This is a genomic window from Nitrobacter sp. NHB1 (assembly GCF_036964665.1).
Lineage (GTDB): Bacteria > Pseudomonadota > Alphaproteobacteria > Rhizobiales > Xanthobacteraceae > Nitrobacter.
In genome coordinates this window covers 678,271-703,815 of sequence record NZ_JBAMDA010000001.1, presented here as the reverse complement: position 1 = coordinate 703,815, position 25,545 = coordinate 678,271, and the positions used below count along the sequence as shown (strand labels likewise).

Below are 25,545 nucleotides of genomic sequence, written 5' to 3'. Positions count from 1 at the left end.
CAAACCACTGGCGCCGACGGGCCAAATCAGTATGTTCGGCCCGAAACCACCTCAACAGCCGCAGGACGCCCCGTCCGGACCGGTCTCGAGCCCGAACCTTAGGAAATCCAGCCTTGAGAGTTATCGCCAGTTCTATTCGCAAGGGCAACGTCATCGAGCAAGACGGCAAGCTCTACGTGGTCCTGACCGCGGAAAACATCCACCCCGGCAAGGGAACCCCGGTCAGCCAGATCGAGATGCGGCGGATCAGCGACGGCGTGAAGATTTCCGAGCGCTACAAGACCACCGACCAGGTCGAGCGCGCCACCATCGAGGACCACAACTTCACCTTCCTCTATGAAGACGCTGACGGCTTCCACTTCATGAATGCCGAGAACTACGATCAGGTCCAGGTGCCCAAGGACATCGTCGGCAACGTCGCGCCTTACCTGCAGGAAAACATGGTGGTGAAACTGTCCCTGCACGACATGGTGCCGGTTGCGATCACGCTGCCGCAGCGGGTGACGCTCGAAGTGGTCGAGACCGAGCCGGTCACCAAGGGGCAGACCGCGTCCTCGTCCTACAAGCCCGCCATGTTGTCGAACGGCGTCCGCACCGGCGTGCCGCCCCATGTCGCCGTCGGTACGCGGGTCGTGGTGATGACGGAAGACGGCTCCTACGTCGAACGCGCCAAGGACTAACAGAGACGCCGACGGGAAGCAGGCCACGGATGTGAGACTGATGGTTGGCGGCAACAGTCTTCTCCGGTTCGTCAGACGTGTGGCCGCGGCGTGGCTGCTGCTCGCGGCCGCCACCGGAGGTGCCGCCGCCGACGACTTCAAGACCCCCGGCATTTCGATCGCCCGAGTGGAATGGCGCACCGTTCTCGACCAGTTCAAGTCCGAGATCGAGGCCTGGCCCGCTATTGACGACCGCTTCACCCTCAATGCGCTGCGCCACCTGCCGCCGTCCGATCCACGCACCATGCCGGCGCTGATACAACTGAATGCGGTGACGCTGCCGCTTTTTGCGCGCATCAACCAGAGTCCGGTGCCGGTGCTGCTGCCGTTCGATGCCGGCATGTATCTCAACGCGCGCGCGACCGGCGCACCGGCGAACCTGCCGCTCGCGCATTATCAGGCGGGGTTTCAGCGGCAAATGTTCGACGCCGGTCTGGCCGGCTATGATGCGAAGTTCGCTCTGGCGCCCGGCGCAGGTAAGGGCATGCCGCACCTGACCTTCACCAGACCCGTCGAAGTCCAGATCACCGGGTCGATCCTGACCTACGACATCGACGATCCGTCGGGAGAAAAAGGCGAGCCCGTGAGTGCGCTGGCGGCGCAGTTTCCGGATCTCCGACGCATCATTCGCGGAGGTTACGTGCGCTACGCTTTCACGCGGTTCGGCGCTCCCTACGTTGTTTCGATCCCTTGCCTCGACAGCGCGCCGCGCAAAAGCCGGCTCGCTTGCCGCGAGGCGTCGGCGGTGGCCGAGCGGTTTCTGAAAGCGTTGCGCATCGCGGGCGGGCGGCCGTCGCAATCCCGCATGAATATCGCGCCCGGCGTCATGCCGCGCCCTGCAACGTCCTCGCCCGATTTTACCTACCGGCCTCCGGGCGACATCATCGCGAACAGCGGCTATCGCGGCCAGGGCGGCCGCGCCGATCCGACCGTCTATTCGCAGATCCGGTTTCCGATCGAACAGGCGCCGGCCTACGCGAACTCGCAATCGTTTCTGAACTGGGGCGACTGCTTCCATCGCGGCCGCATTCCCTCGCCCTCCCGCAAAGGCGACGCCTATCATTGCAAGTCGAGCAACAAGCCGCTGGTATTCGACGAATCCGCCGCCGAGAACTATTCCTATCCCTGGCAGGACAATTTCTGCGAGGCCCGCGATTTCAACGTCGGACAATGCCCCGCAGGGTCCGGACATCAGGGTCAGGACATTCGCCCGGCGACATGCACGCTCCGCAATAAGGGCGCCGACCGCTGCATCCCGAACCGCTATGCGGTCGTGGCCGTGCGTGACGGCGTTATCATCCGCTCGCCGAAACAACAGGCGGCGACGTTGCTGGTCGACACGCGCAACGAGCATGTGCGCTTTCGCTACATGCACATGAACCCGTCGCAACTTGATGAGGACGGCATCCTCGATGATCGACGCGTGAGCGAAGGCGAGAAGATCGGCCTGGTGTCGAACTATATGGGTCGCTCCGGGGGCACCACGACCCACCTGCATTTCGACGTGCAGGTCTTCACGCGCGAGGGCTGGATCTGGGTCAACCCCTATGTCACCCTCATTTCGGCCTATGAGCGCCTGATCGGCGGACGCGGCCGCGAGATCGCAGCCGAGCCCGGGGCGAGTCCGCCGACCGCGAAGCCGCACGATCCCACCCATCCCGAGAAACCCGCCGAGGGCGAGGACAACTGAGGAAAGCTGAAGTTCCCGCGACGCAATGAACCTTTGCCGCCGGACACTCCCCTCCGTTAAGCTCACCACATGAAAACCCTCGATTCTCGAATTCGGCTCAGCCGGCGCGGTGCGCTGCAATGTCTCGGCGCAGTGGCGGCGCTCGCGCCCTTCCCGGCTCTCGCAGCCATGCCTCAGGGCTTCGAGCAGTGGCGCGACAAATTCCGCGCCCGCGCGCTGTCCAAGGGCATCTCAGACGCGACCTGGAGCCGCTGCATGGACCGGATCGAGCCGGACATGAGCGTTTTCAAGCAGATGCGCAAACAGCCGGAGTTCCACGAAAAGACCTGGCAGTACATCAACCGCCGCGTCTCGGACTGGCGCATCATCGCCGGCAAGGAGGCGCTGCGGAAGAACGAGGCTCTGTTCGCGCGGATCGAGCGCGATTTCGGCGTCGAGCGCGGCACGCTGCTGGCGTTGTGGGGCGTCGAATCCGCGTTCGGTGACCCGCTGGTGCAGAAGAACCACATGCGCCCGGTGTTTCCTTCGCTGGCGGCGCTCGCCTGGAACGAGCCGCGCCGCCGCCGCTATTGGGAAACCGAACTGATCAACGCGCTGCGCATCGTGGACAAGGGCTGGAGCACGCCCCAGGAGATGCGCGGCTCGTGGGCCGGTGCGATGGGACACACCCAATGGATGCCCGAGGTCTGGCTCAATGTCGGCATGGACTATGACCATGACGGCCGGGTCTCGCCGTTTGGAAAACCCGACGACGCGCTGGGCTCGACCGCGCGTTATCTTATCAAGCGTGGACGATATCATCGCGGCGAGCATTGGGGATATGAAGTGCGCGCATCGCGCGGCGCAAGCGCCAGCCGCACCTATGCCGCGTGGTCCACCGCCGGCGTGCATCGCGCCGACGGCAAGCCGTTTCCGCAGCCGAATGCGTCGGCCAAACTCTGGGTCCCGGAACCGGACGGTCCGGCATTCCTGCTGGGACCGAATTTCTTCGCCGTGCGCAGCTACAATCCGTCGATGAATTATACGCTGGCGATCTGCCATCTCGGCGATCGCATTCTCGGGGCGCCGCCTTTCATCCAGCCTTTCCCCGGTTCGGAACGCATACTCACGCTCGCGGAAGTGCAGGAAGTGCAGACGCGTCTGACCAGGGCCGGCTTCGATACCGGCGGCACCGACGGCCGCGTCGGCAACGCAACCATGCAGGCGGTGAAGGATTTTCAGGCCCGCGTCGGATTGCCGGCCGACGGCTATGCCGGACTCGAGGTTTTGGCGCGGCTGCGGCGCGGCGGCTGACTTAGACTAATCTAGGATCAGGACCCATTAATTTTCTTGCGGTTTGCCTGATTGGCTGATTCACTGGTGTCGTGAGGGAGACGCCGCCATGACTGATTTGTTTTTGCTGTCAGAGGCGCAGATGCGCCGGATCGAACCGTATTTTCCGTTATCGCACGGGATCGCGAGGGTCGATGACCGGCGGGTGATCAGCGGCATCATCTTCGTCATCAGAAACGGGCTGCGCTGGCGCGATGCGCCGCGCGAGTATGGCCCGCACAAGACCATCTACAATCGGTTCGTGCGCTGGAGCCGGCTCGGCGTGTTCAATAAAATCTTCGCCGAACTGGCCCGCAAGGCCGGCAAACCATCCCGGTTGATGATCGATGCCACGCATTTAAAGGCGCATCGCACCGCTGCGAGCCTTTTTAAAAAGGGCCTGTTCCCAGGCGTATCGGGCGCACCAAGGGCGGCCTGAACTCGAAGCTGCACGCCGTATGCGATGGTCAGGGACGTCCCGTCATCCTGCTGCTCAGCGAAGGCCAGATGAGCGATTACAAGGGCGCTGCATTGATGCTCGATGCGTTACCGCCCGCTAGGCAGTTGCTCGGCGACAAGGGCTACGACGCCGACTGGTTCCGCCAGGCGCTTGCCGCGCGCGGCATCACGGCATGCATTCCGTCGAAGTCCAATCGCAAGACGCCGATCGAGCATGATCGTGTGCTCTATCGCCAGCGCCACAAGATCGAGAACATGTTCGGCAGGCTGAAGGACTGGCGGCGCATCCATACACGCTACGACCGATGCGCCCATACCTTCTTGTCAGCCATCTGCATCGCAGCCGCCGTCATCTTTTGGCTCTGATCAATGAGTCCTGACCCTAGCTCTCGGCCACAACCGCGGTGAGATCGACCTCGACCAACATGCCGGGCCACGCCAGATTGTTGATGAACAGGAACGTGTGTGCTGGCAGGCCGGCCACATCCTTGAACGCCTCGGCGCGGGCGCGGTGATAGTTTGGCGCCTCGCGCACGTCGAGCAGGTAGGCGCTGATCTTGACCACGTCGGCAAGCGTCGCGCCATGCCTGGCAAGCACCGTCGCCGCTTTCTTGTAGGCCAGCCGCGTCTGCTGGTAGACGTCGCCGTGATGGTGGATCACACCCGGCGCGTCGCCCGTGTCCTCGGCGCCGATTCCCGACAGGAACAGCAGCTTCCCCGGTCCCTTGACGCTGACGACCTCGGAAAACGAGGTTTTCGACCATTCCGCATATTGAAAATGCTGCTTTTCCAGCTTGCCGGGCATCGTCGGACTCCTTTCGCCGTGGTGTTGACGGTGACCCTCGTTGCCATAATGCGCCACGCCGACGCAAATCGGCTTTGACTCAAATAACGGGTGTCAGCGAATTGTCGCCGGCCCGGGGTCGGGCACCGCCACGTCCGTCACACGCAACTGCACGCGCTCCGTGCCCTGCCAGCGGTCCACCGCCAGCGATCCCGCCACATGCAGCGGCTGGCCGCGCATTTGCGTCAGCGCGTTGCCGAGCGGTTGACCGATCGCGCGAAACGCGATGCCGTTCACGATAGTCCCGTCACCGGATTTCAATCGCAGCCGAAGGTGCGCCTGCCCGACCTCGTCAGCATAGATCAACTGGTGCGACGGCAACGCCACCACCGGCTCCGGATTGCCCGCGCCGAACGGCCCCGCGCGATTGAGCGTCGCCACGAACTCGGGCGTCACGGCCCGCGCGCTGATCGCGCCATCGATGAAGAGTTCGCGGACATGACGCGACCGCGCGACATCGGCGGCGAGCGCCTTTTCCATGTAGGCGCGGAATTCCGCCAGCCGCTCCTTGCGCAGCGTCACGCCCGCCGCCATGGCGTGACCGCCGCCCTTGAGCAGCACGCCGTCGGTCACGGCCTGCCGCACCGCCTTGCCGAGATCGACGCCGCCGATGGAGCGGCCCGATCCGGTGCCGATGCCGCCCGGCTCCAGCGCCACAACAAAAGCTGGCCGGGAAAACTTGTCCTTCAGCCGCGACGCGACGAGACCGACGACGCCGGGATGCCAGCCCTCGGACGCCGTGACGATGACGGCACCCTTGTCCTCAAGACCGAGCGAGGCCAGCGCCTCCGCTTCCGCCTGCGCTTCGGCCGCCTGCTCGATCACGCGGCGCTCGGCGTTGAGGCGATCGAGTTCGGCGGCGATCCGTGCCGCTTCCGAGACGTCGCCTTCCAGCAGCAACCGCACGCCGAGATCGGCGCGTCCGATCCGGCCCCCGGCATTGATGCGCGGTCCCAGCATGAAACCGAGATGCCAGGCTTCCGGCGGACCGTTCAGCCGCGCGACATCCATCAGTGCGGTGTGACCGACATGATCGCGGCGACGCAGCGCGATCAACCCCTTCGCGACGAAGGCACGGTTGAGGCCGGTCAACGGCGCGACATCGGCGACCGTTCCGAGCGCGACGTGATGCAGCATGTTCAGGAGATCAGGCTCGGGTCGCTCGCCGGTCCAGAAGCCGCGCTGGCGCAGCTCGCGGTTCAACGCGACCAGCGTCACCAATACGAGACCGACGGCGGCGAGATGTCCGAGGCCGGAGAGATCGTCCGGTCGGTTCGGATTCACCAGTGCCTCGACCTCGGGCAGATCGTCGCCGCACTGGTGATGATCGATCACCACGACCGACATGCCCTGCTGTTTCGCAACAGCCAATGGCTCGATGCTCGTGGTGCCGCAGTCGACCGTCACCAGCAGCGTCGCGCCCCTGGCCGCAAGCGCGTTGATCGCATCAACGTTCGGGCCATAGCCCTCAAATATCCGGTCGGGGATATGAATCAGCGGATCCAGCCCGCAATGACGCAGATGCCAGGCGAGCAGCGCTGCCGAGGTTGCGCCGTCAACATCGTAATCGCCGAAGATCGCGACCGTCTCGCCGTGCATCGCGGCATCGGCGAGCCGCCTGGCTGCCGCCTCCATCTGCGTCACGGTGAAGGGATCGGGCATCAGCCGGCGGATGGTGGGGTCGAGAAAATCCGGGACCGCATCGACCTCGACGCCCCGCCCGGCGATCACGCGCGCCAGCATCTCCGGCAACTGGTGGCGCTGGGCGATCGCCAGCGCGCGCGCCGCGCCCCGCGCATCGAGGCGATCCCGCCACAGACGCCCGGTCGCCGAATGCGATACGCCGAGAAAGGCGTCAGGCGCTTCGACCGGCAATGCGGAGGCGGGCAAGGTCATGATGTCGTCCGTACCTTGCGATAGCCGCGGTGTTGGCGACAATGTCGCCAGCCTTTGGCATACCTCAATCCAGGTGAAATTTGTCCAGTTGCCGGTGCTCGGCCTTGATGCGGCGCACGGTGCCGGTCACCGAGCGCATCACCACCGTATCGGTCTCGATCACGCCCTTGCGGAACCGGACGCCGGACAGCAGCGAGCCCGACGTCACTCCTGTGGCGGCGAACAGGCAATCGCCTTTCACCATGTCGCAGATCTCGTACTTCTTCCTGGCATCCATGATACCCATTTGAAGGGTCCGCTCGCGTAATGCCTCGCTGTCGATGATGAGACGGGTCTGCATCTGGCCGCCGATGCAGCGCAGCGCAGCCGCCGACAGGACGCCTTCCGGTGCGCCGCCGCTGCCGAGATAGATGTCGATTCCCGTTCGTCGCTCCGCGGTATGGATGACGCCGGCGACGTCGCCATCGCTGATGAGCGTCACCGCGGCGCCGAGCTTGCGGAGTGCTGCGATCTTCGCGGCGTGGCGGGGCCGGTCGAGCAGGATCGCGGTGATCTCGGTCGGCTTGACCCCCTTGGCCTTGGCCAGATTGATGATGTTCTCTTCCACCGGCGCGTCGAGATCCACCGTGCCCTTGGGATAGCCGGGACCTATCCCGATCTTGTCCATGTAGCAGTCCGGCGCGTGGAGCAGCGTGCCGCCTTCGGCCATCGCGATGGTGGCGATCGCACCCGGCATGTTCTTGGCGCACAGCACGGTCCCCTCGAGCGGATCGACGGCGATATCGACCTGCGGGCCGTGTGTGTTGCCGACCTTCTCGCCGATGAACAGCATCGGCGCCTCGTCGATCTCGCCCTCGCCGATCACGACCGTGCCGTCGATCGGCAATTTGTTGAGTTCGCGCCGCATCGCATCGACCGCGGCCTGATCGGACGCCTTTTCCATGCCGCGCCCGCGCAGACGCGCCGCCGACACCGCCGCCCGCTCCGTTACGCGCACGATCTCCAGCGTCAGGAGGCGCCCCAGCACTCGCTCTGGCTGGACGGACGTTTGTGTCGGCATCGTCTCAACTCCCTCGGACAGCGTGTCGGGCTAGTGGAGTGGATTTGACATTCGCTATCCACCTGCTGCGGGCTCGCGATACGAAACGGACCACTAGATCGTGATGACTTGAGGTCAGATCAGCTTCCCCGTCATTGCGAGCGAAGCGAAGCAATCCAGGAGCCACTCCGAAAGACTGGATTGCTTCGTCGCTTCCGCTCCTCGCAATAACGACGATCCAAACTCATTTTATCCCGCTCTAGCGTGTCCGCACGCATTTTCGTTCAGTTCTTCTCGATGCGTATGACCTGCGGACGGCCGGTGATGACCTTGTCCGCCCGCACCGCATGGAGCGCGCGGTGCACCGCATCCTCGCTGGTCGCATACGTTATCAAAATCACCGGAACCGGCGCGGCCGGCTTGCCGGACTCCGTTATATCCAGCTTGCCATTGGGATGGCGCTGGACGATCGATTCGATCGAAATCTTCTGCTCCGCCAGCCGGGTGGCGATGGTCGCGGCGGTGCCGGCGAAGTCGCGCGCCATCAGCCGGATGTAATAGCCGCCCTCGTGGCGCTCCATCGGCGCCTTCTTCGTCGCGCGCAACCGCTCCGCGGGCCGACCGAACGGCAGGGCGCGGATGCCGCACGCGACATCGGCGATATCGGCAACCACGGCGGACGCCGTCGCGGCGCCGCCGGCGCCGGGACCGACAAGCGTGATCGGCGGGATGCCCTCGCCGTCGATGGTCACCGCATTGGTGACACCCATGACCTGCGCGATCGACGACGTCTTCGGCACCATGGTCGGATGCACCCGCTGCTCGATGCCCTTGGCGGTCCGTACCGCGACCCCGAGCAGCTTGACGCGGTAGCCGAGTTCTTCCGCTGCGCGAAGATCTTCCGGCGCAATCGACGAAATGCCTTCGACATAGACGGAACTCTGCGCGACGCGCGTGCCGAAGGCGAGGCTCGCCAGAATCGACAGCTTCTGCGCGGTGTCGTGACCGTCGACGTCGAACGACGGATCGGCTTCGGCATATCCGAGACGCTGGGCCTCCTTCAGGCATTCGGCGAACGACAGGCCTTCCCGCTCCATCCGCGTCAGGATGTAGTTGCAGGTTCCGTTGAGGATGCCGTAGACGCGATTGATCGTGGTGCCCGTCAGTCCTTCCCGCAGCGTCTTGATGACGGGAATGGCGGCGCCGACCGCAGCCTCGTAGTTCAACGCGCCGCCGTGTTGCTCGGCGAGAGCGGCGAGCCGCAGGCCGTGCTTGGCGATCAGCGCCTTGTTGGCCGTCACCACCGGCTTGCCGGATTTCAGGGCTGCCTCGATCGCGGATCGCGCCGGGTCGTCCGAACCGCCCATCAGTTCGACGAAGCAGTCGATGCCGGGATCGTTCGCCAGCGCCAGCGCATCTTTGGCCCACGCAATGCCGCGTAGGTCGAGGTCGCGCTTCTTGACCTTCGAGCGCGCGGCGACGGCGACCACGCGAACGCCGCGACCGCAGCGCGCCGACAGCGCGCGGCCCTGCTGCTCGATGAGACGGACGACCGCGGACCCCACAGTGCCGAGCCCCGCGATGCCCACTTTCAGGGGTGCGACCATGTCAGGAAACCTGCTGGAAAAACCGGTGTTGCAAGGCACGAACCAGCCCAAAAGACCGAAAGGCCTTTCTCTGGACTGGCGCCTATCGCCGGTTGGCGAGAGGAACCACGTTGTGCAACGTTTCGATGCCGCTTTCAAGGAAGTGGCGCACGCCGCGGGCGGCCTGGCGGATTCTCTGCTCGTTTTCCACCATGGCGATGCGGACATAGCCCTCGCCGTGCTCGCCGAAGGCGACGCCGGGAGAGACCACGACCCCGGACTTCTCGACCATCAGGGTGGCGAACTGCATGCTGCCGAGATCGCGGAACTTCTCCGGCAACGGCGCCCATGCGAACATCGAGGCCTGAGGCGGCGGAATCACCCATCCTGCGCGGCCGAAAGATTCCACCAGCGCGTCGCGGCGCTTGCGATAGGTCTCGCGCATCTCGCGGATGCAGGCATCGGGGCCGTTCAGCGCGGCCGTGGCCGCCACCTGCACCGGCGTGAACGCGCCATAATCGAGATAGGATTTGACCCGTGCGAGCGCTGCGATGATGCGTTCGTTGCCGACGGCGAAGCCGATGCGCCAGCCGGCCATCGAGAACGTCTTCGACATCGACGTGAACTCCACGGTTACGTCGATCGCGCCGGGCACCTGCAGCACCGAGGGTGGCGGGTTGTCGTCGAAATAGACTTCGGAATATGCGAGGTCGGACAGGATGAAGATCTCGTGCTTCTTCGCGAATGCCACGAGGTCCTTGTAGAAATCGAGGCTCGCGACCTGCGCCGTCGGGTTCGACGGGTAGCAGACGATCAGCGCGATCGGTTTCGGAATGGAATGGATGATCGCGCGCTCGCAGGCGGCGAAGAAATCCGGCGTCGGCGCTGAAGGCACCGAGCGGATCACGCCGCCCGCCATCAAAAAGCCGAATGCGTGAATCGGGTAGCTCGGGTTCGGGCACAGCACGACATCGCCCGGCGCGGTGATCGCCTGAGCGACGTTGGCAAAGCCTTCCTTGGAGCCGAGCGTGGCCACGATCTGCGTGTCGGGATTGAGTTTGACCCCGAAACGGCGGGCATAGTAGCCGGCTTGCGCCTTGCGCAGGCCGGTAATGCCGCGCGAGGCCGAATAGCGGTCGGTCTTCGGCTTGCCCAGCGTCTCCTTGAGCTTCTTGATGACATGGGGCGGCGTCGGCAGGTCCGGGTTGCCCATGCCGAGGTCGATGATATCGGCTCCGGCGTTCCGTGCGGCCGCCTTGGCGCGGTTGACCTGTTCGAACACGTAAGGCGGCAGACGGCGGATACGATAAAACTCTTCCATGGGTCCTGGCTCCGGGGCCGGATTTGACGAGGCGATCGGCACATTGCCCCGACGAGGTCGGCGGGACTTCATCAAAAAACGTGTGTATTCAAAAGCCTGACATATTCAAACACGATCTCGCCGGCGGTCGATATTTGACGGTTTCGCGCGACCTCGTGCTTGAATACCTCGGGCTTGAATCATGCCAATTTAGCACGGACGCCCCGCTCTGCCAGCAGCACTTCGCGTGTCTTGCGCGGACAAGGACTGCGCGCACGGGCTCATTTGGCGGACGAGGAGGCCTGGGACTGGTGGTCGCGTGCGGCGATCAGTTCCTTTTCGAGCCTGGCCTGTTCGGCGGGATCCATCGCCGTCTCATCTCTCGGCGCGGGAAGGTCATGCACCGCGGGATAGGCCGATACGTCGTGCGCGCGTTCCGGCGCGCCCGACGGGCCGTCGAAAGGCAAATCCGCAATCGACGTCGAGCAGCCGCCGAGCGACAGCGACAACAGCACCAACGTGGCGGCGCCGACCGTCGCGCGGCCCATACGCCTCCGCGCTTGTCGCTTCGATGCCGCCGCCCCAGATAAGCTTAGAACCATTATCGCTCCAGAACATTAAGCTGCTATGGCGCCGCAACAGCGCCACTACAAACCGGCTCATCGGGGCTCATATATGGCCGGATAAAGATGTTTTGTCGCACTGCAACACATGGAAACCGGCAACCCTCCCCAGATTATGCCATGATCGATGCCCGGCAACGTGCGTGACGGAATTTTGAACAAACCCTCTCAGGTGTATGGCCATGAGCGAGTTACCCGTCGGGACCAAGCCCGCGGCCCGGTTCGATCCCGATACCTTCGCGATGAATCTCGCGAATGCGATGGAGAGCGGCGGCAGGGCGCTGGCCGCCTACCTTAAACAGCGTGAAGGTGGCGAGGCGCACGACAACCCGCCGAACGAGTTCGCCGAGTTGATCAAGACCATCAGCACGGTCGCCGAATACTGGCTGTCGGACCAGACCCGCGCGGTCGAATTGCAGACCAATCTCGGCAAGGCCTATCTGGACCTCTGGGGCTACGCGGCGCGTCGCCTCTCCGGCGAGGAGACCGAGCCCGCCATTGAACCGGGGCCCCGCGACAAACGTTTCACCGATCCGGAATGGCGGTCGAACCAGTTCTTCGATTTTGTGATGCAGGCGTATCTGCTGACGACCAAATGGGCGAACGAGCTGGTGCGCGACGCCGACGGCCTCGATCCGCACACCCGCAGGAAGGCCGAGTTCTATGTCGCGCAACTCACCAACGCGATCGCGCCGTCGAATTTCGTGATGACCAATCCGGAGGTGCTGCGCGAAACCTTCGCCCAGAACGCCGGCAATCTCGCGCGCGGCATGAAGATGCTGGTGGAGGACATCGAGGCCGGCAACGGCGTGCTGCGCATCCGCCAGTCCGACTCCGGCAATCTCGCGGTCGGCGTCAACATGGCGACGACGCCCGGAAAGGTGATCTACCAGAACGAGTTGATGCAACTGATCCAGTATTCGCCGGCAACCGAGAACGTGCTGCGCGCGCCGCTGCTGATCGTGCCGCCGTGGATCAACAAGTTCTACATCCTCGATCTCAGGCCGGAGAAATCCTACATCAAGTGGTGCGTCGATCAGGGCATCACGGTGTTTGTGATCTCCTGGGTCAACCCCGACAGTCGGCTCGGGGAAAAGACCTTCGAGGACTACATGAAGGAAGGTCCGCTGGCCGCGATGGACGCGATCGAGAGGGCGACCGGCGAGACCAAGGTGCATACCGCCGGCTATTGCGTCGGCGGCACCCTGCTCGCGACCACGCTGGCGTGGCTTGCGGACAAGCGGCGGGCGCGCGTGACATCGGCGACGTTCTTCGCCGCACAGGTCGATTTCACCCACGCCGGCGATCTGCTGGTCTTCGTGGACGAGGACCAGGTTTCCGCGCTCGAACGCGACATGAAGCAGGTTGGCGTGCTGGAAGGCAGCAAGATGGCGATGGCCTTCAACATGCTGCGCTCAAACGACCTGATCTGGTCCTATGTCGTCAGCAACTATCTCAAGGGCAAGACGCCGCCCGCCTTCGATCTGCTGCACTGGAATTCGGATGCGACGCGGATGCCCGCGGCCAACCATTCCTATTACCTTCGCAACTGCTACCTCGAAAACCGCCTCTCCACCGGCTCGATGGTGCTCGACAACACCCTGCTCGATCTCTCGAAGATCAAGGTGCCGATCTACAATCTCGCCACCCGCGACGATCACATCGCGCCGGCGGAATCGGTGCTGTACGGCTCGCGATTCTTCGGCGGCCCGGTGCGCTACGTGCTGTCCGCATCCGGGCACATCGCCGGCGTGATCAATCCGCCGTCGCTCGGCAAATACCAGTACTGGACCAACGACGCCATCGGCGACACCACGCTTGCCGAGTGGATGAAGGGCGCACAGGAACATAAGGGTTCGTGGTGGCCGGACTGGCAAGCATGGCTGCGAAACATCGACGCCGAGGAAGTCGCGGCCCGCGAGGTCGGCAGCGTCGCGCTGCCGCCGATCGAGGACGCACCAGGCAGCTACGTCCGCGTGCGCGCCTGAGATAACTCCGTCGAACGACCGCGTCGCGCATTGGCGCGATCATGGCGACGGTCTATGCTTCGACCACGCCGTCCCCGCCGGGACGGCATTAGTCGATCTGGACGGAGAGACTCATGACCCGTGAATTGTTCTGGCTGACATGCACGGTTATCCTGACCGGGTTGCTGTGGGTTCCCTACGTGCTCAATCGCGCCCAGGTCCGCGGCCTTGGCGGCGCGATGGCAAATCCTTCGCGCAACGACAAGCCCCATGCCGAATGGGCCAACCGGCTGATGTTCGCGCACGACAATGCGGTCGAAAATCTCGTGATCTTCGCGCCGCTGGTGCTGATCCTCAACGCGATCGACTATTCCAGCAAATGGACGGTGCTCGCCTGCGCGGTCTATTTCTGGGCCCGCCTCGCGCATCTCATCGTCTATACCATGGGCCTGCCGGTATTCCGCACGCTCGCCTTCACCGTCGGCTTCCTCGCGCAGGCCGTGCTGGCGCTGGCAATCTTCAAGGTGTTTTAAGACCCGCTACCCCGACAGGACCCGGAATCGTCCGGCGCTGCGCGACGGCACATCGCACGCAGCCCCGAAGTAGCGAGCGCAATCAGTCCAGCCCCGTATCCGGCAGTCCGAGCATCAGCCGCATGTTCTGCACGGCCGCGCCGGACGCGCCCTTGCCCAGATTGTCGAGCCGCGCGACCAGAACGGCCTGCCGGTGCTTGTCGCTGGCGAAGACATGAAGTTCGAGCCTGTTGCTGCCGTTCAACGCCTCCGGCTCGATCCGTCCGCCCGTCGCGGCGTTGTCCAGCGGCATCACCGAAACATAGGTGCTGCCCGCATAACGCTTCTCCAGCGCCGCATGAAGTGTCGCGCCGTCGGGCTTTCCGGGCAGCGTATCGAGATGCAGCGGTATCGACACCAGCATACCCTGCCGGTAGTCGCCGACCGATGGTGCAAAAATCGGCCGCCGCGTCAGGCTCGCGTACTTCTGCGTTTCCGGCAGATGCTTGTGCTCGAAGCCGAGACCATACAGTTCGAACGCGGGCGCCGTTCCCTTCTCGAAACTCTCGATCATGGACTTGCCGCCGCCGGAATAGCCGCTCACCGCATTGATGGTGACGGGGTAATCCGGCGGGATCAAACCGGCGTCGATCAACGGCCGCAGCAACGCAATTGATCCGGTCGGATAGCAGCCGGGGTTCGCGACCTTGCGCGCCGCCTTGATCGTGTCCGCCTGATCCGGCGTCAGTTCCGGAAAGCCGTAGGTCCAGTCCGGCGCGACACGAAACGCCGTCGAGGCGTCCAGCACTTTCGGCGCGTTCGTACCCATGCCGTCGATCAATGCGACGGTCTCCTTCGCCGCGTCGTCGGGCAGGCAGAGGATCACGAGATCGACCTCCGCCATCAGCGCGCGCTTGGCGGCCGGGTCCTTTCGCTTGTCGTCACCGAGGCTTTTGACAGTGACATCGCCCTGCCGGTCGAGCCGTTGGCGGATTTCGAGGCCGGTGGTTCCCGACGCGCCATCGACGAACACCGTCGGCCTGGCAGCGGTCTTGCCGCTCGAGGCGGGACTTTTCGCCCTGGTGTCTGCGAGAGTCATGACGTCATCCTTGCATCCGCGAGCACGCTCGCGGTCTTTTTTGGACTTGTAACCCAGTTGCGGCGGTTGCGCGACCGCCAGTTGTCCGATCGTCGGCGCAGAGGCCACTCAGACTCAAACCGCGCGCCAGACCCATTCGACGATCCGCGAGATCACGTCGCCGAACATCAGCAGCACGGCCGACCAGATCAGCGCCGAAATCCAGTTGGCGAGCTGAAAACGCCAGTAAGGCATTGCAAAAATTCCAGCGGCGAGCGGCACCGTGGCGCGCAGCGGTCCGAAAAACCGCCCGATGTAAATCGACGGGATGCCCCATCTCTGCACGAAGGCCTGACCGCGCGGCAGCAGGTCGGAGTAGCGCGACAACGGCCACATGTCGGCGACGCGATCCTTGAAGCGGTAGCCGAACCAGTAGGACAGCCAATCGCCGAGCGCCGCGCCGACCGCGCCGGCGATCCAGACCGGCCAGAAGCTGATGCCGCTCACACCGATCAGCGCGCCGATCGCGATCAAGGCGCTCCAGGCCGGGACCAGCAGCGAGATGAAGGCGATCGACTCGCCGAAGGCAAGCAGCAGCACGACCGGGGCGGCCCAGACCTGATGATCGCGCACGAAGTCGACCAGGCCGCGTCCGACCTCTTCCATTCAAAAAGCCTCTTGCCATCTCCGCCCGTGGCGGGGCTATCTGGACCTCCGTCGTGCCAAGACGGTTCGCCGACAGCTAAGCCAGCAGGTGGCGCAACTTCAAGTCACAAAGACGGGTTCATTCGGAAGCCGCAGGTTACGGGCGGCTTATTGCCGTGGGGAAATCAAATGATCGGATCGTTGATGATGCGGGTGAGCGTCGTGATCCTGCTGATCGGAATGGTCGCGGGAATGGTCATGGGAATCCAGCAGAACTTTACGCTGGCTCCTGCCCACGCCCATCTCAATCTCGTCGGGGGCGTTCTGTTGTTCCTGTTCGGCCTTTATTACCGGCTGGTGCCGGCGGCCGGAAACAGCACGCTGGCGCGGATTCAGGGCTGGCTCCATATTCTCGGCGGCCTCTTGTTGCCGGCCGGGGTGGCGCTCACCTTGTTGAACAACGGCGCTTATTTCGCGGCACCCGCGATCGGCTCGGCGATCGTTGTTTTCGCGACGCTATTGTTTGCCGTCGTCCTGTTCCGTGCCGAACGCGCCTGACCCCGCTCTGCCGAGGAGGCTACCGTTCACAATTCCACCCTTGTCCATGGCATAGTCAGCGCAGCCGATTCGCCATGAACCGACGTATGTAATTTTTGAATATTTATGCCCAAACATCTGAAACCAAACGCTAAATCAAAACCGTCCAACGATCTGTTTGCTGCTTCCGAGGCCAAGGGCCGCCCCTCTGCCCGCGCCTCAAGCCGCGCGTCCGGAGCCGAAGCCGATTATACCGCCGCCGACATCGAGGTGTTGGAGGGGCTTGAGCCGGTCCGCCGCCGCCCCGGCATGTACATCGGCGGCACCGACGAGAAGGCGCTGCACCACCTGTTCGCCGAGGTGATCGACAACTCGATGGACGAAGCGCTGGCGGGGCACGCGACTTTCATCGTCGTCGAACTGGCCGCCGACGGCTTCCTCACCGTCACCGATAACGGGCGCGGCATCCCGGTCGATCCGCATCCGAAATTCCCGAAGAAGTCGGCGCTCGAAGTCATCATGTGCACGCTGCATTCGGGCGGCAAGTTCGACTCCAAGGTCTACGAGACCTCGGGCGGCCTGCACGGCGTCGGCGTCTCGGTGGTCAACGCCCTCTCCTCGCGCCTCGAAGTTGAAGTGGCGCGAAGCCAGAACCTCTACAAGATGACCTTCGAGCGCGGCCACCCAAGGGGCAGCCTCGAAGACCTCGGCAGGATCAGTAACCGCCGCGGCACCACCATCCGCTTCAAGCCGGACACCGACATCTTTGGACCCAAGGCCGCGTTCAAACCGCAGCGCCTGTTCAAGATGACGCGCTCGAAAGCGTATCTGTTCGGCGGCGTCGAAATCCGCTGGCGCTGCGCACCGGACCTGCTCAAGGGCCTCGACGACATCCCACCGGAAGCGACCTTCCACTTCCCCGGCGGCCTGAAAGACTATCTCGGCGCCGCGATCCACAAAGACACGCTCGTGCATCCGGACATCTTCTCCGGCAAATCGGGGCGCAACGGCGCGCATGGCGCCTGCGAATGGGCGGTGGCGTGGACGGCGGACGCCGACGGATTCCTGTCGTCCTACTGCAACACGGTGCCGACGCCGGACGGCGGCACCCACGAGTCGGGTCTGCGCAGCGCGCTGCTGCGCGGGCTGAAGGATCACGCCGAACGCGTCGGCCAGGGCAAGCGCGCCGCCTCCATCACGTCCGAGGACCTGATGGTCGGGGCCGCCGCGATGCTCTCGGTGTTCGTGCGCGAGCCCGAATTCCAGGGCCAGACCAAGGACCGCCTCGCCACCTCTGAGGCCTCGCGGATCGTCGAGCAGGCGATCAAGGACCCGTTCGATCACTGGCTGTCCGGCAATCCGGTGCAGGCCAACAAGCTGCTCGATTTCGTGGTCGAGCGCGCCGACGAGCGGCTGCGCCGCCGCGCCGAGAAGGAAACCTCACGCAAGAGCGCGGTGAAGAAGCTGCGCCTGCCCGGCAAGCTCGCCGATTGCACCAACACCGCGACCGACGGCTCCGAACTGTTCATCGTCGAGGGCGACTCGGCCGGCGGCAGCGCCAAGCAGGCGCGCGACCGCAAGACGCAGGCCGTGCTCCCGTTACGCGGCAAAATCCTCAACGTGGCATCGGCGACCAGGGACAAGGTCGTCGCCAACGCCCAGTTGGCCGACCTGATCCAGGCGCTCGGCTGCGGCACCGGCACCAACTATCGCGAGGAGGATCTGCGCTATTCGCGCGTCATCATCATGACCGACGCCGACGTCGACGGCGCTCACATCGCCTCGCTGCTGATTACGTTCTTCTACCGGCAGATGCCGCGCCTGATCGACGAGGGACATCTGTATCTCGCGGTGCCTCCGCTCTATCGCCTCACCCACGGCAGCAAGACGGTCTACGCCCGCGACGACGCCCACAAGGACCAGTTGCTCAAGAGCGAATTCAACGCCAACGCCAAGGTCGATGTCGGCCGCTTCAAGGGCCTCGGCGAGATGATGCCGGCGCAGCTCAAGGAAACCACCATGGACCCGGCGAGGCGCACCATGCTGCGCGTGGTGCTGCTGGCGGACGATCGCGAGGACACCGCCGATTCCGTCGAGCGTCTGATGGGCACCAAAGCGGAGGCGCGCTTCGCCTTCATTACAGACAAGGCCGAATTCGCCAGCGAGGATTTGCTGGACGTGTAAACCACCGCACGGAAGGGGCATCGTTCAGTCATGAAACCAGCTCTTGTTGTCTTCGGCATTCTCGCCCTTTTGATCGGCCTGCTCTGGATTGGCCAAGGCACCGGTTACGTGAACTGGCCGCAATCGAGCTTCATGATCCGCCAGGTGCAATGGGCCTGGTACGGTGCTGGCCTCGCTGCGATCGGCGCCTTGCTGATCGGGCTAAGTCGACGATACTGAGTACGTCAATCAGCAATGGAGCCGCGCCGGCCGCGCGACGCAAGGTTGCGCGACCGGATCAGCGCAGTGCTGTCAGCTTGCCGGCAGCAGCACCTTGTCGATGACGTGGATAACGCCATTCGACTGTTTGACGTCAGGGATAGTCACTGTCGCCACGCCGCCGGTCTCGTCGGTCAGCGTGATCTTGTCGCCCCGCATTTTGGCCTGAAGCGTGCAGCCGCCGACCGTTTTGATCGGATGAGTCCCACCGTCCTTTGCGATCATCTTGGTGAGGGCGCCGGACATCACGTCGGCCGCGACCACATGGCAGGTCAGGATCTTGGTCAGCTTGGCCTTGTTCTCGGGCTTGAGAAGGGTTTCGACCGTGCCGGCCGGGAGCGCCGCGAAAGCCTCGTTGGTGGGCGCGAACACGGTGAACGGCCCCTTGCCCGACAGCGTATCGACGAGGCCGGCGGCCTTCACCGCCGCCACCAGCGTCGTATGGTCTTTCGAGTTCACGGCGTTCTGGACGATGTTTTTGTTGGCATACATCGCGGCCCCGCCCACCATCGGATTCTCGGCGAATGCGACGCCGGTAAATGCGGTGGCAGCAAAGGCGCCTGCTGCAATCATTGACATAATCTTGCGCATATCCTGTAACTCCTTGAGGTTTTCCGGCCCCTTACGAAAGGGACAAGCGGAGCTACGGCAGGCATCCAGGAAAAGTTTCGAAAGAAATCCGGAAAAGATTCGACGGCGGCCTGCCCTCGATTACAGATCACATCGCATGCAGATCGCCGGACGCCACCACCGGTCCGGTCGGCTGGCCTGTCGGCGAGCCGCCTCGCGGCTCGAGGCTAATAGCGAACAGCGCACCGGAACCAATCAGTTCGCGGCGAGCAGGCGCAACAGCAAGGTGAGCATTCGAACCCATCGGGATCACACCGAGCGACACTGGATGATCGCTGCCCTTGATGATCCACAATTCGAAGTCGTGCCCAGTCGACCGATTACCGGCCAAGTGGGAAAGCCGGATTTCGCTGGAACGCGCATCATAAACTGCGAGATAGCGCACGTCAGTTCTATCACCAGCCAGAGAGGCAACCAGACTGATGTCAGATGTCGTGGTCACCGGCGGGAAGAACGGGATGGCTACAGCGAGAAAAAAAGCGGCTATGGCGGCGGCCGCGAGGCCCCGCCAGAAGACAAGGCTTTGCAGGAGACCTGGCTTTTGCATCGCCGGCCTTCCATGGTTGAACAATCGCGCGTCAAGCGCCGTCTTCAGCGATGCGGGCGGCCGGACCTCATCATAGCCTGCGTTGAGTGGCGACAGGCGTCCTTCCCACGCTTCGACCAATCGGGCGAAACTCGGGTCGGTCGTGACGCGCCGTGCCGCCGCCTGCAATTCCTGCGCCGGCAAAACACCCAAAACATACTCGGCGGCGAAATGGTCGTCGCCTTCGTCGTCTGGATTCCTGTCTTCACCCGGTGTCATCGCTCCAGGCATTCCTTCAGCTTCATCAAGCTGCGACGCAGCCACGTCCGCATCGTATTGAGCGGCACGGCGAACCGCTCGGCAAGCTCGGCGTAGCTGTCGCCGTTCAGATAAGCGCCGCGCACCACCGCCGCACGATCGGCTTCAAGTTCTCCGAGACAGGAGACGAGCCGGTCGTGCTCCCCGCCCGTCACGGCCTGCGCTTCAGGGTCGGGCCGCTCGTCAGCAATGTCGATCGCGTGGTCGATCCCGGCCGTCCGTTCGCCGCGGGCACGAATGCGGTCGATCGCATGGTTGCGCGCGACAGCCACCAGCCAAGAGATAGGGCTTAGCTCGGAAACGACAAAACGGTCGGCTTTCATCCATATCTTGACGAATATTTCCTGTAATGCCTCTTCGGCATCGCTCTTGTCGGACAAGACACGCAGGCACACGCCGAAAAGTTTCGCGCTTGTCGCACGATATAGTAGGTCGAATGCCGTCCGGTCCTTCATGGACACGCGGACAATGAGTTTCGTGATATCCTGCGATGCGAGCTGCTGCGGCTTCATTGCTTGAGAAAGCTAACGTTTCCATCAGGCATTGCAATGGTCGGCGGCTCTGCTTGAGCATGTGATTTTCTGCCTGAAGAAACTCCGGGACTCCATACTAGTCCCCGGCTTGCGGCGAATGCACATGCTCCGGCCGCACGCCGATGGCGATGAAGCGCGCTGTCAGGCCCTGTAACCACGGCACCGCGTTGACGACGCGCGCAAACAGCGGCGGCTTGAACTGGCCGCCGCCGGGCTTCAGTGCCGCACGGACAATATTATTCTGGACGATCACCTGCATGGCTTGCGTCATCCGCATCGGAAATTCGCGACGGCGCTGAACCTCAGTGAGGTCGTCCTCGCTCACGGCACCGCGCGCAAGCTTCGCCGCTAAAATATTGGCGGCCGCCACGGCGTCCTGCACCGCGATGTTGACCCCGACGCCGCCGACCGGCGACATCGCGTGCGCGGCGTCCCCGATGCAGAGCAATCCCGGTCGCGTCCATCGTTTAAGACGGTTGACGGCGACGGTGAGCAGCTTGACGTCGTCCCAGCTTTTGACATCCGCGATGCCCGACTTCAGGATCGGCGCAAGCGAGACGACGTCAGAGCGGAATGATTCAAGGCCTTTCGCCTTGACCGCATCGTACTCTCCTTTGGTGATGACATAGGCACACTGCCAGTAGGTGCCGCGATCGAGTGTCACCATCATCTGTCCCGCCTCGATGCGTGCGAGAATGCTCTCCGTTTCGGCGGTTTTTCCGGCGCGAAACCATAGCACGTCCATCGGCGCGCCGATCTCCTCGATCTCGAGGCCCGCGCTCGGCCGCACCACGGAATGGCGGCCGTCGCACGCGACGGTCAGGTCGGCCCGGATCTCGATCGGACCTTCGGCGTCCGTTGCGTGGACGCCGATTACCTTGTCGCCATCAAGAATAAGCCCCTTTGCCTCGGTGCTCATCATCACCTTCAGGCTTGGCAAACGACGCCCCTTGTCGCGCAGGAAATTCAGAAAATCCCACTGCGGCATGAAGGCGATAAACGGATATTTGGCGCCGGTACGGCTGATGTCGGCTATCTGCAGTAGCGTCTTTCCGAAATAGCCTTTGAGCTTTTGCAATTTGTCGTGCGGGACTTTCAGGAAGTCTTCGATCAGGCCGAGTTCGTCCATCACCTGCAAGGTCGAGGGATGCACGGTGTCGCCGCGGAAATCGCGAAAGAAATCGGCGTGCTTTTCGAGCACGATGGCATCGACGCCGGCGCGCCCGAGCAGGTAGCCGAGCATCATGCCGGCGGGTCCGCCGCCGACGATGCAGCAGCGCGTGGACAGTGCGCGGTGTTCGCGCGGCCGGCCTGCGTCCATGATCTCACTCTTGTTTTATTTCAACATCGGAGTTTGCACCGGGATTGAAGCGCGAATTTGATGTGACGACAACACCTCACCTCGTCGTCCCGGCGAACACCGGGACCTATCGGGCACACTGGTGGACGTTTGCTGTAATAGAGAGCGCTGGGGTTATGGGTCCCGGCGCTCGCCGGGACGACGCAACCTGGCTAACGCCGGAAGCTCTCGATCTCCGATACGCCGCCGGCGCGATAGGTCGACCCGACCGATACGCTTTTGGTTTCTGACGACAATTTAAGATATGCCACCGATTCCGGCAAAAACGTCATGATTTTTCGGCATTCTTGCCGTTTCTCAATTGACTTTATGCATTTCGTCCCTATGTTTCACCCTAGCGCGGCCCGTGCTTCAAGCGCGATTCTACGGTGAGCCGCCCGTCAGCGTTAGTCAGAGCCCCCTTCGCCTTTAAAAGCACGCCGTTAAGGGGTCGAGCGCGACAGCTTTTTACCTTCGATTCCGAACGGCGGTTTCGGCGAGCGGCCTGAATACGAGGTTCGCCTGCGTGGACGCGGGTGATGAGTGAACCTGGTATTCGAGAGGACGCTCGAAAAAAGAAGAATGCTGGTGCGGTTTGATTCAGGAGTTCTCTTGATGAATCTGCCGCACTTCTGAAGAGAACTTCTGAACACCGCAACTAGAGGCTCGATGTCTTTTTCCCATCTCGGTTTGTCCGACAAGGTGCTCGCCGCTGTTGCAGCGGCAGGTTATACTACTCCGACCCCCATTCAGGATCAGGCTATCCCCCACGTTCTGGCGCGCCGCGACGTTCTCGGCATCGCCCAGACCGGCACGGGCAAAACCGCTGCCTTCGTCCTGCCCATGCTCACGATGCTGGAGAAGGGCCGCGCCCGGGCGCGAATGCCCCGCACGCTGATCCTCGAACCGACACGCGAACTCGCAGCCCAGGTCAAGGAAAGTTTCGACAAATACGGCGTGGGCCAGAAACTCAACGTGGCGCTTCTGATCGGCGGCGTCTCGTTCGGCGACCAGGACATGAAGCTGACGCGCGGCGTCGATGTTCTGATCGCGACCCCGGGCCGCCTGCTCGACCACACCGAACGGGGCGGCCTGCTGCTCACCGGTGTGGAACTGCTGGTGATCGACGAAGCCGACCGTATGCTGGACATGGGATTTATTCCCGACATCGAACGCGTCTGCAAACTGGTGCCGTTCACGCGGCAAACCCTGTTTTTCACGGCGACGATGCCGAACGAAATCCGGCGCGTCACCGATGCCTTCCTGCACAATCCGGAAAAGATCGAGGTCTCGAGACCCGCAACCACCGCGGCGACGGTGACGCAATCGCAGGTCAGTTGCGGCCGCGAGGCGCACGAGAAGCGTGAGCTGCTGCGCCGCCTGCTGCGCGACGCCAAGGATCTCAAGAACGCAATCATCTTCTGCAACCGCAAGCGCGACGTCGCCATCGTCTATAAATCGCTCCAGAAGCACGGCTTCAGCGTCGGCGCCCTGCACGGCGATATGGACCAGTCGGCGCGAACCGCCTCGCTGGATCAATTCCGCAAGGGCGAGCTGCCGCTGCTGGTCGCCTCCGACGTAGCCGCGCGCGGCCTCGACATTCCCGAAGTCAGTCACGTCCTCAACTTCGACGTGCCACACCATCCCGACGACTATGTCCATCGCATCGGCCGCACCGGCCGCGCCGGCCGCGCCGGCACCGCGATCACGATCGTCTGTCCCGCCGATTTCAAATCGGTCGCAGCGATCGAGAAGCTGACCGGTCAGGCGATTCCAAAGGCCGACCTTCCCGGCTATGACGCTCACGCGCACGAAGCCGATGCAGCCGCCGGCGCCGATGCGGCACCCGCAGGCCGGCCGGCGCGATCCCGCCACGCACGCGACAAGGGCGGTGAGGCCCACGCACGCGGCGGCAAACGCGAGACCCGCAAACCGCGCCGCGAGCCACGGCGCTCCGGCAGCGACCACCAGAGGCACGAGGCTCCCGCTGCGGCGGCCGCCGCATCCATGGCCGCGCCGCAGCCGCCGTCGATCGGGCGCGCGCCCTCGCCACGCCACGAGGCTGTCTCCGAGCCGGGAGACCATTCTCACCTGCCGGCGTTTCTGCTTCGTCCGATTCGCGCCCGCGGCTGACCGTTGCCGTCGGCGCGGCCTCCGGCGGGTCCTCCACCGGTCCTTCGATTCTAACACTCGCAAGGATCGGACCGCTAATTTGTTTTGACGCATTTTTTTGGCGCGAACCGGTACCCATCCTCGGCTCAAGCCCGAGACCATGCTTCGCTCGAAAACGCTATAGCTGCCCGACTCGGTGAAACACCGTTTACCGCGCGTAAACCCTCTGCCGCTAACCTTCGCCCATACTCTACGTTGATATTATGCCGGTTGGGGCGACGATTTGCACAAATCGTCGGCGGGGCGCAAAGTGGTTGAACTGGACGAACATGAACGCACAATGGCGTTCGCGGAGGTGGCGCTCGGCCAGATCCGATCGCTGCGGCAGGCCGCGATCCCGCGCAACTACGAAATCTGGTACGTCTACGCCGCCGGATACAACTGCTCCCTCAACAAGGTCATCAACGAGACCCTGGCGCGCAACGGCAAGCTGACCGAATCCGATCTCGAACAGATCTACGAAACCTACCTCTCCCCGATCAGGACCACCGAACGCATCGACAAGCTCGGCGCACGCGTCATCAACGAGATCGACGACGTGATGGCCCTCATCACCGACGCGCTCGGCTTGACGGCCGGTTTCGGCGACAGCCTGAAGGGAGCGGCCGCGAAGCTCGGCGCCGCCGATAACCGCGAGCAGGTCAAGGCGGTCGTCGAGGCGCTGATGAAATCGACCCGCGAGATGCAGGAAACCAACAAGGCGCTGGAGGATCGGCTGGAGATCTCGAAGGTCGAGATCAACAATCTGCAGCATAGCCTTGAGGCCATCAGGGCCGAGAGCATGACCGATCCCCTCACCGGCATCGGCAACCGCAAATATTTCGACCGCGCCATCGAGGATGCCGTGGCGCTGGCGATCGGCGAAGGCGGGCCGCTGTCGCTTCTGATGTTCGACATCGACCACTTCAAGTCGTTCAACGACAACTACGGCCACCTGACCGGCGATCAGGTGCTGCGGCTGGTGGCGATGTCGCTGAAGCAGACCATCAAGGGCCAGGACATCACCGCACGCTACGGCGGCGAGGAATTCGCGGTCGTGCTGCCAGATACCGCGCTAAGCCAGGCACTGACGGTCGCCGACCACATCCGTCGCGCCGTGATGGCCAAGGAATTGAAGAAAAAATCGACCGGTGAAATCCTCGGCCGCGTAACGATCTCGGTCGGCGTGTCGCTGCTTCACCGCGGCGACACCCCGGACTCGCTGATCGAGCGCGCCGATGCCTGCCTCTACGCCGCCAAGCGCAACGGCCGCAATCGTGTCATTTGCGAAACCGATCCGGAATACTCCGCCGACATCCAGATTCGCGTGGCCTGACGCTGTCGTCTTGCTTTGGCAATGCGGTTGAAGGCTTTGGCGACAATTCGCGGACGAGGTTATG

Annotated in this window: 23 protein-coding genes; 11 read left to right on the top strand and 12 right to left on the bottom strand. The window is 63.5% G+C overall.

All coding sequences use genetic code 11. The annotated features are described in order from the left end of the window. Positions 1 to 113: 113 nt before the first annotated feature. The 4 genes from efp (at position 114) to V4R08_RS03350 (ending at position 4,545) form a co-directional block, all read left to right on the top strand. Positions 114 to 680 carry an elongation factor P gene (efp, locus tag V4R08_RS03365; RefSeq protein WP_335578037.1) on the top strand — a complete coding sequence of 189 codons (567 nt, stop codon included), beginning with the start codon at positions 114 to 116 and terminating at the stop codon, positions 678 to 680. Between the two features lie 40 nt (positions 681 to 720). Then, complete coding sequence (locus tag V4R08_RS03360) at positions 721 to 2,409, top strand: peptidoglycan DD-metalloendopeptidase family protein (protein WP_335580167.1); 1,689 nt, start codon at positions 721 to 723, stop codon at positions 2,407 to 2,409. A gap of 69 nt (positions 2,410 to 2,478) precedes the next feature. Then, on the top strand, positions 2,479 to 3,702 hold the full coding sequence (locus tag V4R08_RS03355; RefSeq protein ID WP_335578036.1) for a lytic murein transglycosylase: 1,224 nt from the start codon (positions 2,479 to 2,481) through the stop codon (positions 3,700 to 3,702). Between the two features lie 88 nt (positions 3,703 to 3,790). Next, positions 3,791 to 4,545, top strand: a protein-coding gene (locus V4R08_RS03350) for an IS5 family transposase (protein WP_335577532.1) whose coding sequence is annotated in 2 segments (ribosomal slippage) — positions 3,791 to 4,124 and positions 4,124 to 4,545 — 756 coding nt in all. Because the reading frame shifts where the segments join, the coding sequence is not laid out codon by codon here. Positions 4,546 to 4,561: 16 nt separating this feature from the next. Here V4R08_RS03350 and V4R08_RS03345 read toward each other — a convergent pair. From V4R08_RS03345 to V4R08_RS03320, 6 genes are all read right to left on the bottom strand, one after another. Continuing rightward, complete coding sequence (locus tag V4R08_RS03345; protein ID WP_335578035.1) at positions 4,562 to 4,984, bottom strand: RidA family protein; 423 nt, start codon at positions 4,982 to 4,984, stop codon at positions 4,562 to 4,564. Positions 4,985 to 5,077: 93 nt separating this feature from the next. Beyond that, on the bottom strand, positions 5,078 to 6,919 hold the full coding sequence (recJ, locus tag V4R08_RS03340; RefSeq protein WP_335578034.1) for a single-stranded-DNA-specific exonuclease RecJ: 1,842 nt from the start codon (positions 6,917 to 6,919) through the stop codon (positions 5,078 to 5,080). A gap of 64 nt (positions 6,920 to 6,983) precedes the next feature. Continuing rightward, positions 6,984 to 7,979 carry a class II fructose-bisphosphatase gene (gene glpX / locus V4R08_RS03335; protein WP_335578033.1) on the bottom strand — a complete coding sequence of 332 codons (996 nt, stop codon included), beginning with the start codon at positions 7,977 to 7,979 and terminating at the stop codon, positions 6,984 to 6,986. Between the two features lie 263 nt (positions 7,980 to 8,242). Continuing rightward, a complete protein-coding gene (locus tag V4R08_RS03330; RefSeq protein ID WP_335578032.1) occupies positions 8,243 to 9,565 on the bottom strand; it encodes a homoserine dehydrogenase in 1,323 nt (440 codons plus the stop codon). An 82-nt stretch (positions 9,566 to 9,647) separates the two neighbouring features. Further along, positions 9,648 to 10,865, bottom strand: coding sequence for an LL-diaminopimelate aminotransferase (locus V4R08_RS03325; RefSeq protein WP_335578031.1), 1,218 nt, complete (start codon positions 10,863 to 10,865; stop codon positions 9,648 to 9,650). Positions 10,866 to 11,125: 260 nt separating this feature from the next. Then, positions 11,126 to 11,392, bottom strand: a complete 267-nt coding sequence (locus V4R08_RS03320) for a hypothetical protein (RefSeq protein ID WP_335578030.1) — start codon at positions 11,390 to 11,392, stop codon at positions 11,126 to 11,128. A gap of 257 nt (positions 11,393 to 11,649) precedes the next feature. Here V4R08_RS03320 and V4R08_RS03315 point away from each other — a divergent pair, with 257 nt between their 5' ends. Next, the gene (locus tag V4R08_RS03315) at positions 11,650 to 13,455 is read left to right on the top strand and encodes a PHA/PHB synthase family protein (RefSeq protein WP_335578029.1); all 1,806 of its coding nucleotides are present in this window, start codon (positions 11,650 to 11,652) and stop codon (positions 13,453 to 13,455) included. Positions 13,456 to 13,568: 113 nt separating this feature from the next. After that, positions 13,569 to 13,967 (top strand): MAPEG family protein, encoded by a 399-nt coding sequence (locus tag V4R08_RS03310; protein ID WP_335578028.1) that lies wholly within the window; start codon positions 13,569 to 13,571, stop codon positions 13,965 to 13,967. An 82-nt stretch (positions 13,968 to 14,049) separates the two neighbouring features. Here V4R08_RS03310 and argC read toward each other — a convergent pair whose 3' ends face one another. Continuing rightward, positions 14,050 to 15,045 (bottom strand): N-acetyl-gamma-glutamyl-phosphate reductase, encoded by a 996-nt coding sequence (gene argC, locus V4R08_RS03305; RefSeq protein ID WP_335578027.1) that lies wholly within the window; start codon positions 15,043 to 15,045, stop codon positions 14,050 to 14,052. A 114-nt stretch (positions 15,046 to 15,159) separates the two neighbouring features. Further along, positions 15,160 to 15,690, bottom strand: a complete 531-nt coding sequence (locus V4R08_RS03300) for a DedA family protein (protein ID WP_335578026.1) — start codon at positions 15,688 to 15,690, stop codon at positions 15,160 to 15,162. A 168-nt stretch (positions 15,691 to 15,858) separates the two neighbouring features. On the opposite strand from V4R08_RS03300, the gene V4R08_RS03295 reads away from it, so the two are divergent. From V4R08_RS03295 to V4R08_RS03285, 3 genes are all read left to right on the top strand, one after another. Beyond that, a complete protein-coding gene (locus tag V4R08_RS03295) occupies positions 15,859 to 16,227 on the top strand; it encodes a hypothetical protein (RefSeq protein WP_335578025.1) in 369 nt (122 codons plus the stop codon). Positions 16,228 to 16,332: 105 nt separating this feature from the next. Further along, positions 16,333 to 18,390 (top strand): DNA topoisomerase IV subunit B, encoded by a 2,058-nt coding sequence (gene parE, locus V4R08_RS03290; protein WP_335578024.1) that lies wholly within the window; start codon positions 16,333 to 16,335, stop codon positions 18,388 to 18,390. Positions 18,391 to 18,420: 30 nt separating this feature from the next. After that, positions 18,421 to 18,609 (top strand): hypothetical protein, encoded by a 189-nt coding sequence (locus V4R08_RS03285; RefSeq protein WP_335578023.1) that lies wholly within the window; start codon positions 18,421 to 18,423, stop codon positions 18,607 to 18,609. A 72-nt stretch (positions 18,610 to 18,681) separates the two neighbouring features. Here V4R08_RS03285 and V4R08_RS03280 read toward each other — a convergent pair whose 3' ends face one another. The 4 genes from V4R08_RS03280 to V4R08_RS03265 form a co-directional block, all read right to left on the bottom strand. Beyond that, positions 18,682 to 19,239 carry a fasciclin domain-containing protein gene (locus V4R08_RS03280; RefSeq protein WP_442935618.1) on the bottom strand — a complete coding sequence of 186 codons (558 nt, stop codon included), beginning with the start codon at positions 19,237 to 19,239 and terminating at the stop codon, positions 18,682 to 18,684. 127 nt (positions 19,240 to 19,366) lie between these two features. Further along, on the bottom strand, positions 19,367 to 20,128 hold the full coding sequence (locus V4R08_RS03275) for an anti-sigma factor (RefSeq protein ID WP_335578022.1): 762 nt from the start codon (positions 20,126 to 20,128) through the stop codon (positions 19,367 to 19,369). Beyond that, positions 20,080 to 20,634 (bottom strand): sigma-70 family RNA polymerase sigma factor, encoded by a 555-nt coding sequence (locus V4R08_RS03270; protein ID WP_335578021.1) that lies wholly within the window; start codon positions 20,632 to 20,634, stop codon positions 20,080 to 20,082. The genes V4R08_RS03275 and V4R08_RS03270 overlap by 49 nt, the downstream gene beginning before the upstream one ends. A 97-nt stretch (positions 20,635 to 20,731) precedes the next feature. After that, complete coding sequence (locus V4R08_RS03265; protein ID WP_335578020.1) at positions 20,732 to 21,976, bottom strand: FAD-dependent oxidoreductase; 1,245 nt, start codon at positions 21,974 to 21,976, stop codon at positions 20,732 to 20,734. 687 nt (positions 21,977 to 22,663) lie between these two features. Between V4R08_RS03265 and V4R08_RS03260 the strand changes: the two genes are divergently transcribed. Both V4R08_RS03260 and V4R08_RS03255 read left to right on the top strand, forming a co-directional pair. Beyond that, complete coding sequence (locus tag V4R08_RS03260; RefSeq protein WP_335578019.1) at positions 22,664 to 24,127, top strand: DEAD/DEAH box helicase; 1,464 nt, start codon at positions 22,664 to 22,666, stop codon at positions 24,125 to 24,127. A gap of 319 nt (positions 24,128 to 24,446) precedes the next feature. Then, complete coding sequence (locus V4R08_RS03255; RefSeq protein ID WP_335578018.1) at positions 24,447 to 25,481, top strand: GGDEF domain-containing protein; 1,035 nt, start codon at positions 24,447 to 24,449, stop codon at positions 25,479 to 25,481. The last annotated feature ends 64 nt before the right edge of the window (positions 25,482 to 25,545 follow it).

Coding starts and splice junctions, on each gene's coding strand:
- V4R08_RS03285 (WP_335578023.1), top strand. CDS start 18,421: ATGAAACCAGCTCTTGTTGTCTTCGGCATTCTCGCCCTTTTGATCGGC.
- V4R08_RS03315 (WP_335578029.1), top strand. CDS start 11,650: ATGAGCGAGTTACCCGTCGGGACCAAGCCCGCGGCCCGGTTCGATCCC.
- V4R08_RS03360 (WP_335580167.1), top strand. CDS start 721: ATGGTTGGCGGCAACAGTCTTCTCCGGTTCGTCAGACGTGTGGCCGCG.
- V4R08_RS03260 (WP_335578019.1), top strand. CDS start 22,664: ATGTCTTTTTCCCATCTCGGTTTGTCCGACAAGGTGCTCGCCGCTGTT.
- V4R08_RS03265 (WP_335578020.1), bottom strand. CDS start 21,976: ATGGACGCAGGCCGGCCGCGCGAACACCGCGCACTGTCCACGCGCTGC.
- V4R08_RS03270 (WP_335578021.1), bottom strand. CDS start 20,634: ATGAAGCCGCAGCAGCTCGCATCGCAGGATATCACGAAACTCATTGTC.
- V4R08_RS03345 (WP_335578035.1), bottom strand. CDS start 4,984: ATGCCCGGCAAGCTGGAAAAGCAGCATTTTCAATATGCGGAATGGTCG.
- argC (WP_335578027.1), bottom strand. CDS start 15,045: ATGACTCTCGCAGACACCAGGGCGAAAAGTCCCGCCTCGAGCGGCAAG.
- V4R08_RS03355 (WP_335578036.1), top strand. CDS start 2,479: ATGAAAACCCTCGATTCTCGAATTCGGCTCAGCCGGCGCGGTGCGCTG.
- V4R08_RS03320 (WP_335578030.1), bottom strand. CDS start 11,392: ATGGGCCGCGCGACGGTCGGCGCCGCCACGTTGGTGCTGTTGTCGCTG.
- V4R08_RS03310 (WP_335578028.1), top strand. CDS start 13,569: ATGACCCGTGAATTGTTCTGGCTGACATGCACGGTTATCCTGACCGGG.
- parE (WP_335578024.1), top strand. CDS start 16,333: ATGCCCAAACATCTGAAACCAAACGCTAAATCAAAACCGTCCAACGAT.
- V4R08_RS03255 (WP_335578018.1), top strand. CDS start 24,447: ATGGCGTTCGCGGAGGTGGCGCTCGGCCAGATCCGATCGCTGCGGCAG.
- V4R08_RS03295 (WP_335578025.1), top strand. CDS start 15,859: ATGATCGGATCGTTGATGATGCGGGTGAGCGTCGTGATCCTGCTGATC.
- glpX (WP_335578033.1), bottom strand. CDS start 7,979: ATGCCGACACAAACGTCCGTCCAGCCAGAGCGAGTGCTGGGGCGCCTC.
- V4R08_RS03325 (WP_335578031.1), bottom strand. CDS start 10,865: ATGGAAGAGTTTTATCGTATCCGCCGTCTGCCGCCTTACGTGTTCGAA.
- V4R08_RS03300 (WP_335578026.1), bottom strand. CDS start 15,690: ATGGAAGAGGTCGGACGCGGCCTGGTCGACTTCGTGCGCGATCATCAG.
- V4R08_RS03330 (WP_335578032.1), bottom strand. CDS start 9,565: ATGGTCGCACCCCTGAAAGTGGGCATCGCGGGGCTCGGCACTGTGGGG.
- recJ (WP_335578034.1), bottom strand. CDS start 6,919: ATGACCTTGCCCGCCTCCGCATTGCCGGTCGAAGCGCCTGACGCCTTT.
- V4R08_RS03280 (WP_442935618.1), bottom strand. CDS start 19,239: ATGCGCAAGATTATGTCAATGATTGCAGCAGGCGCCTTTGCTGCCACC.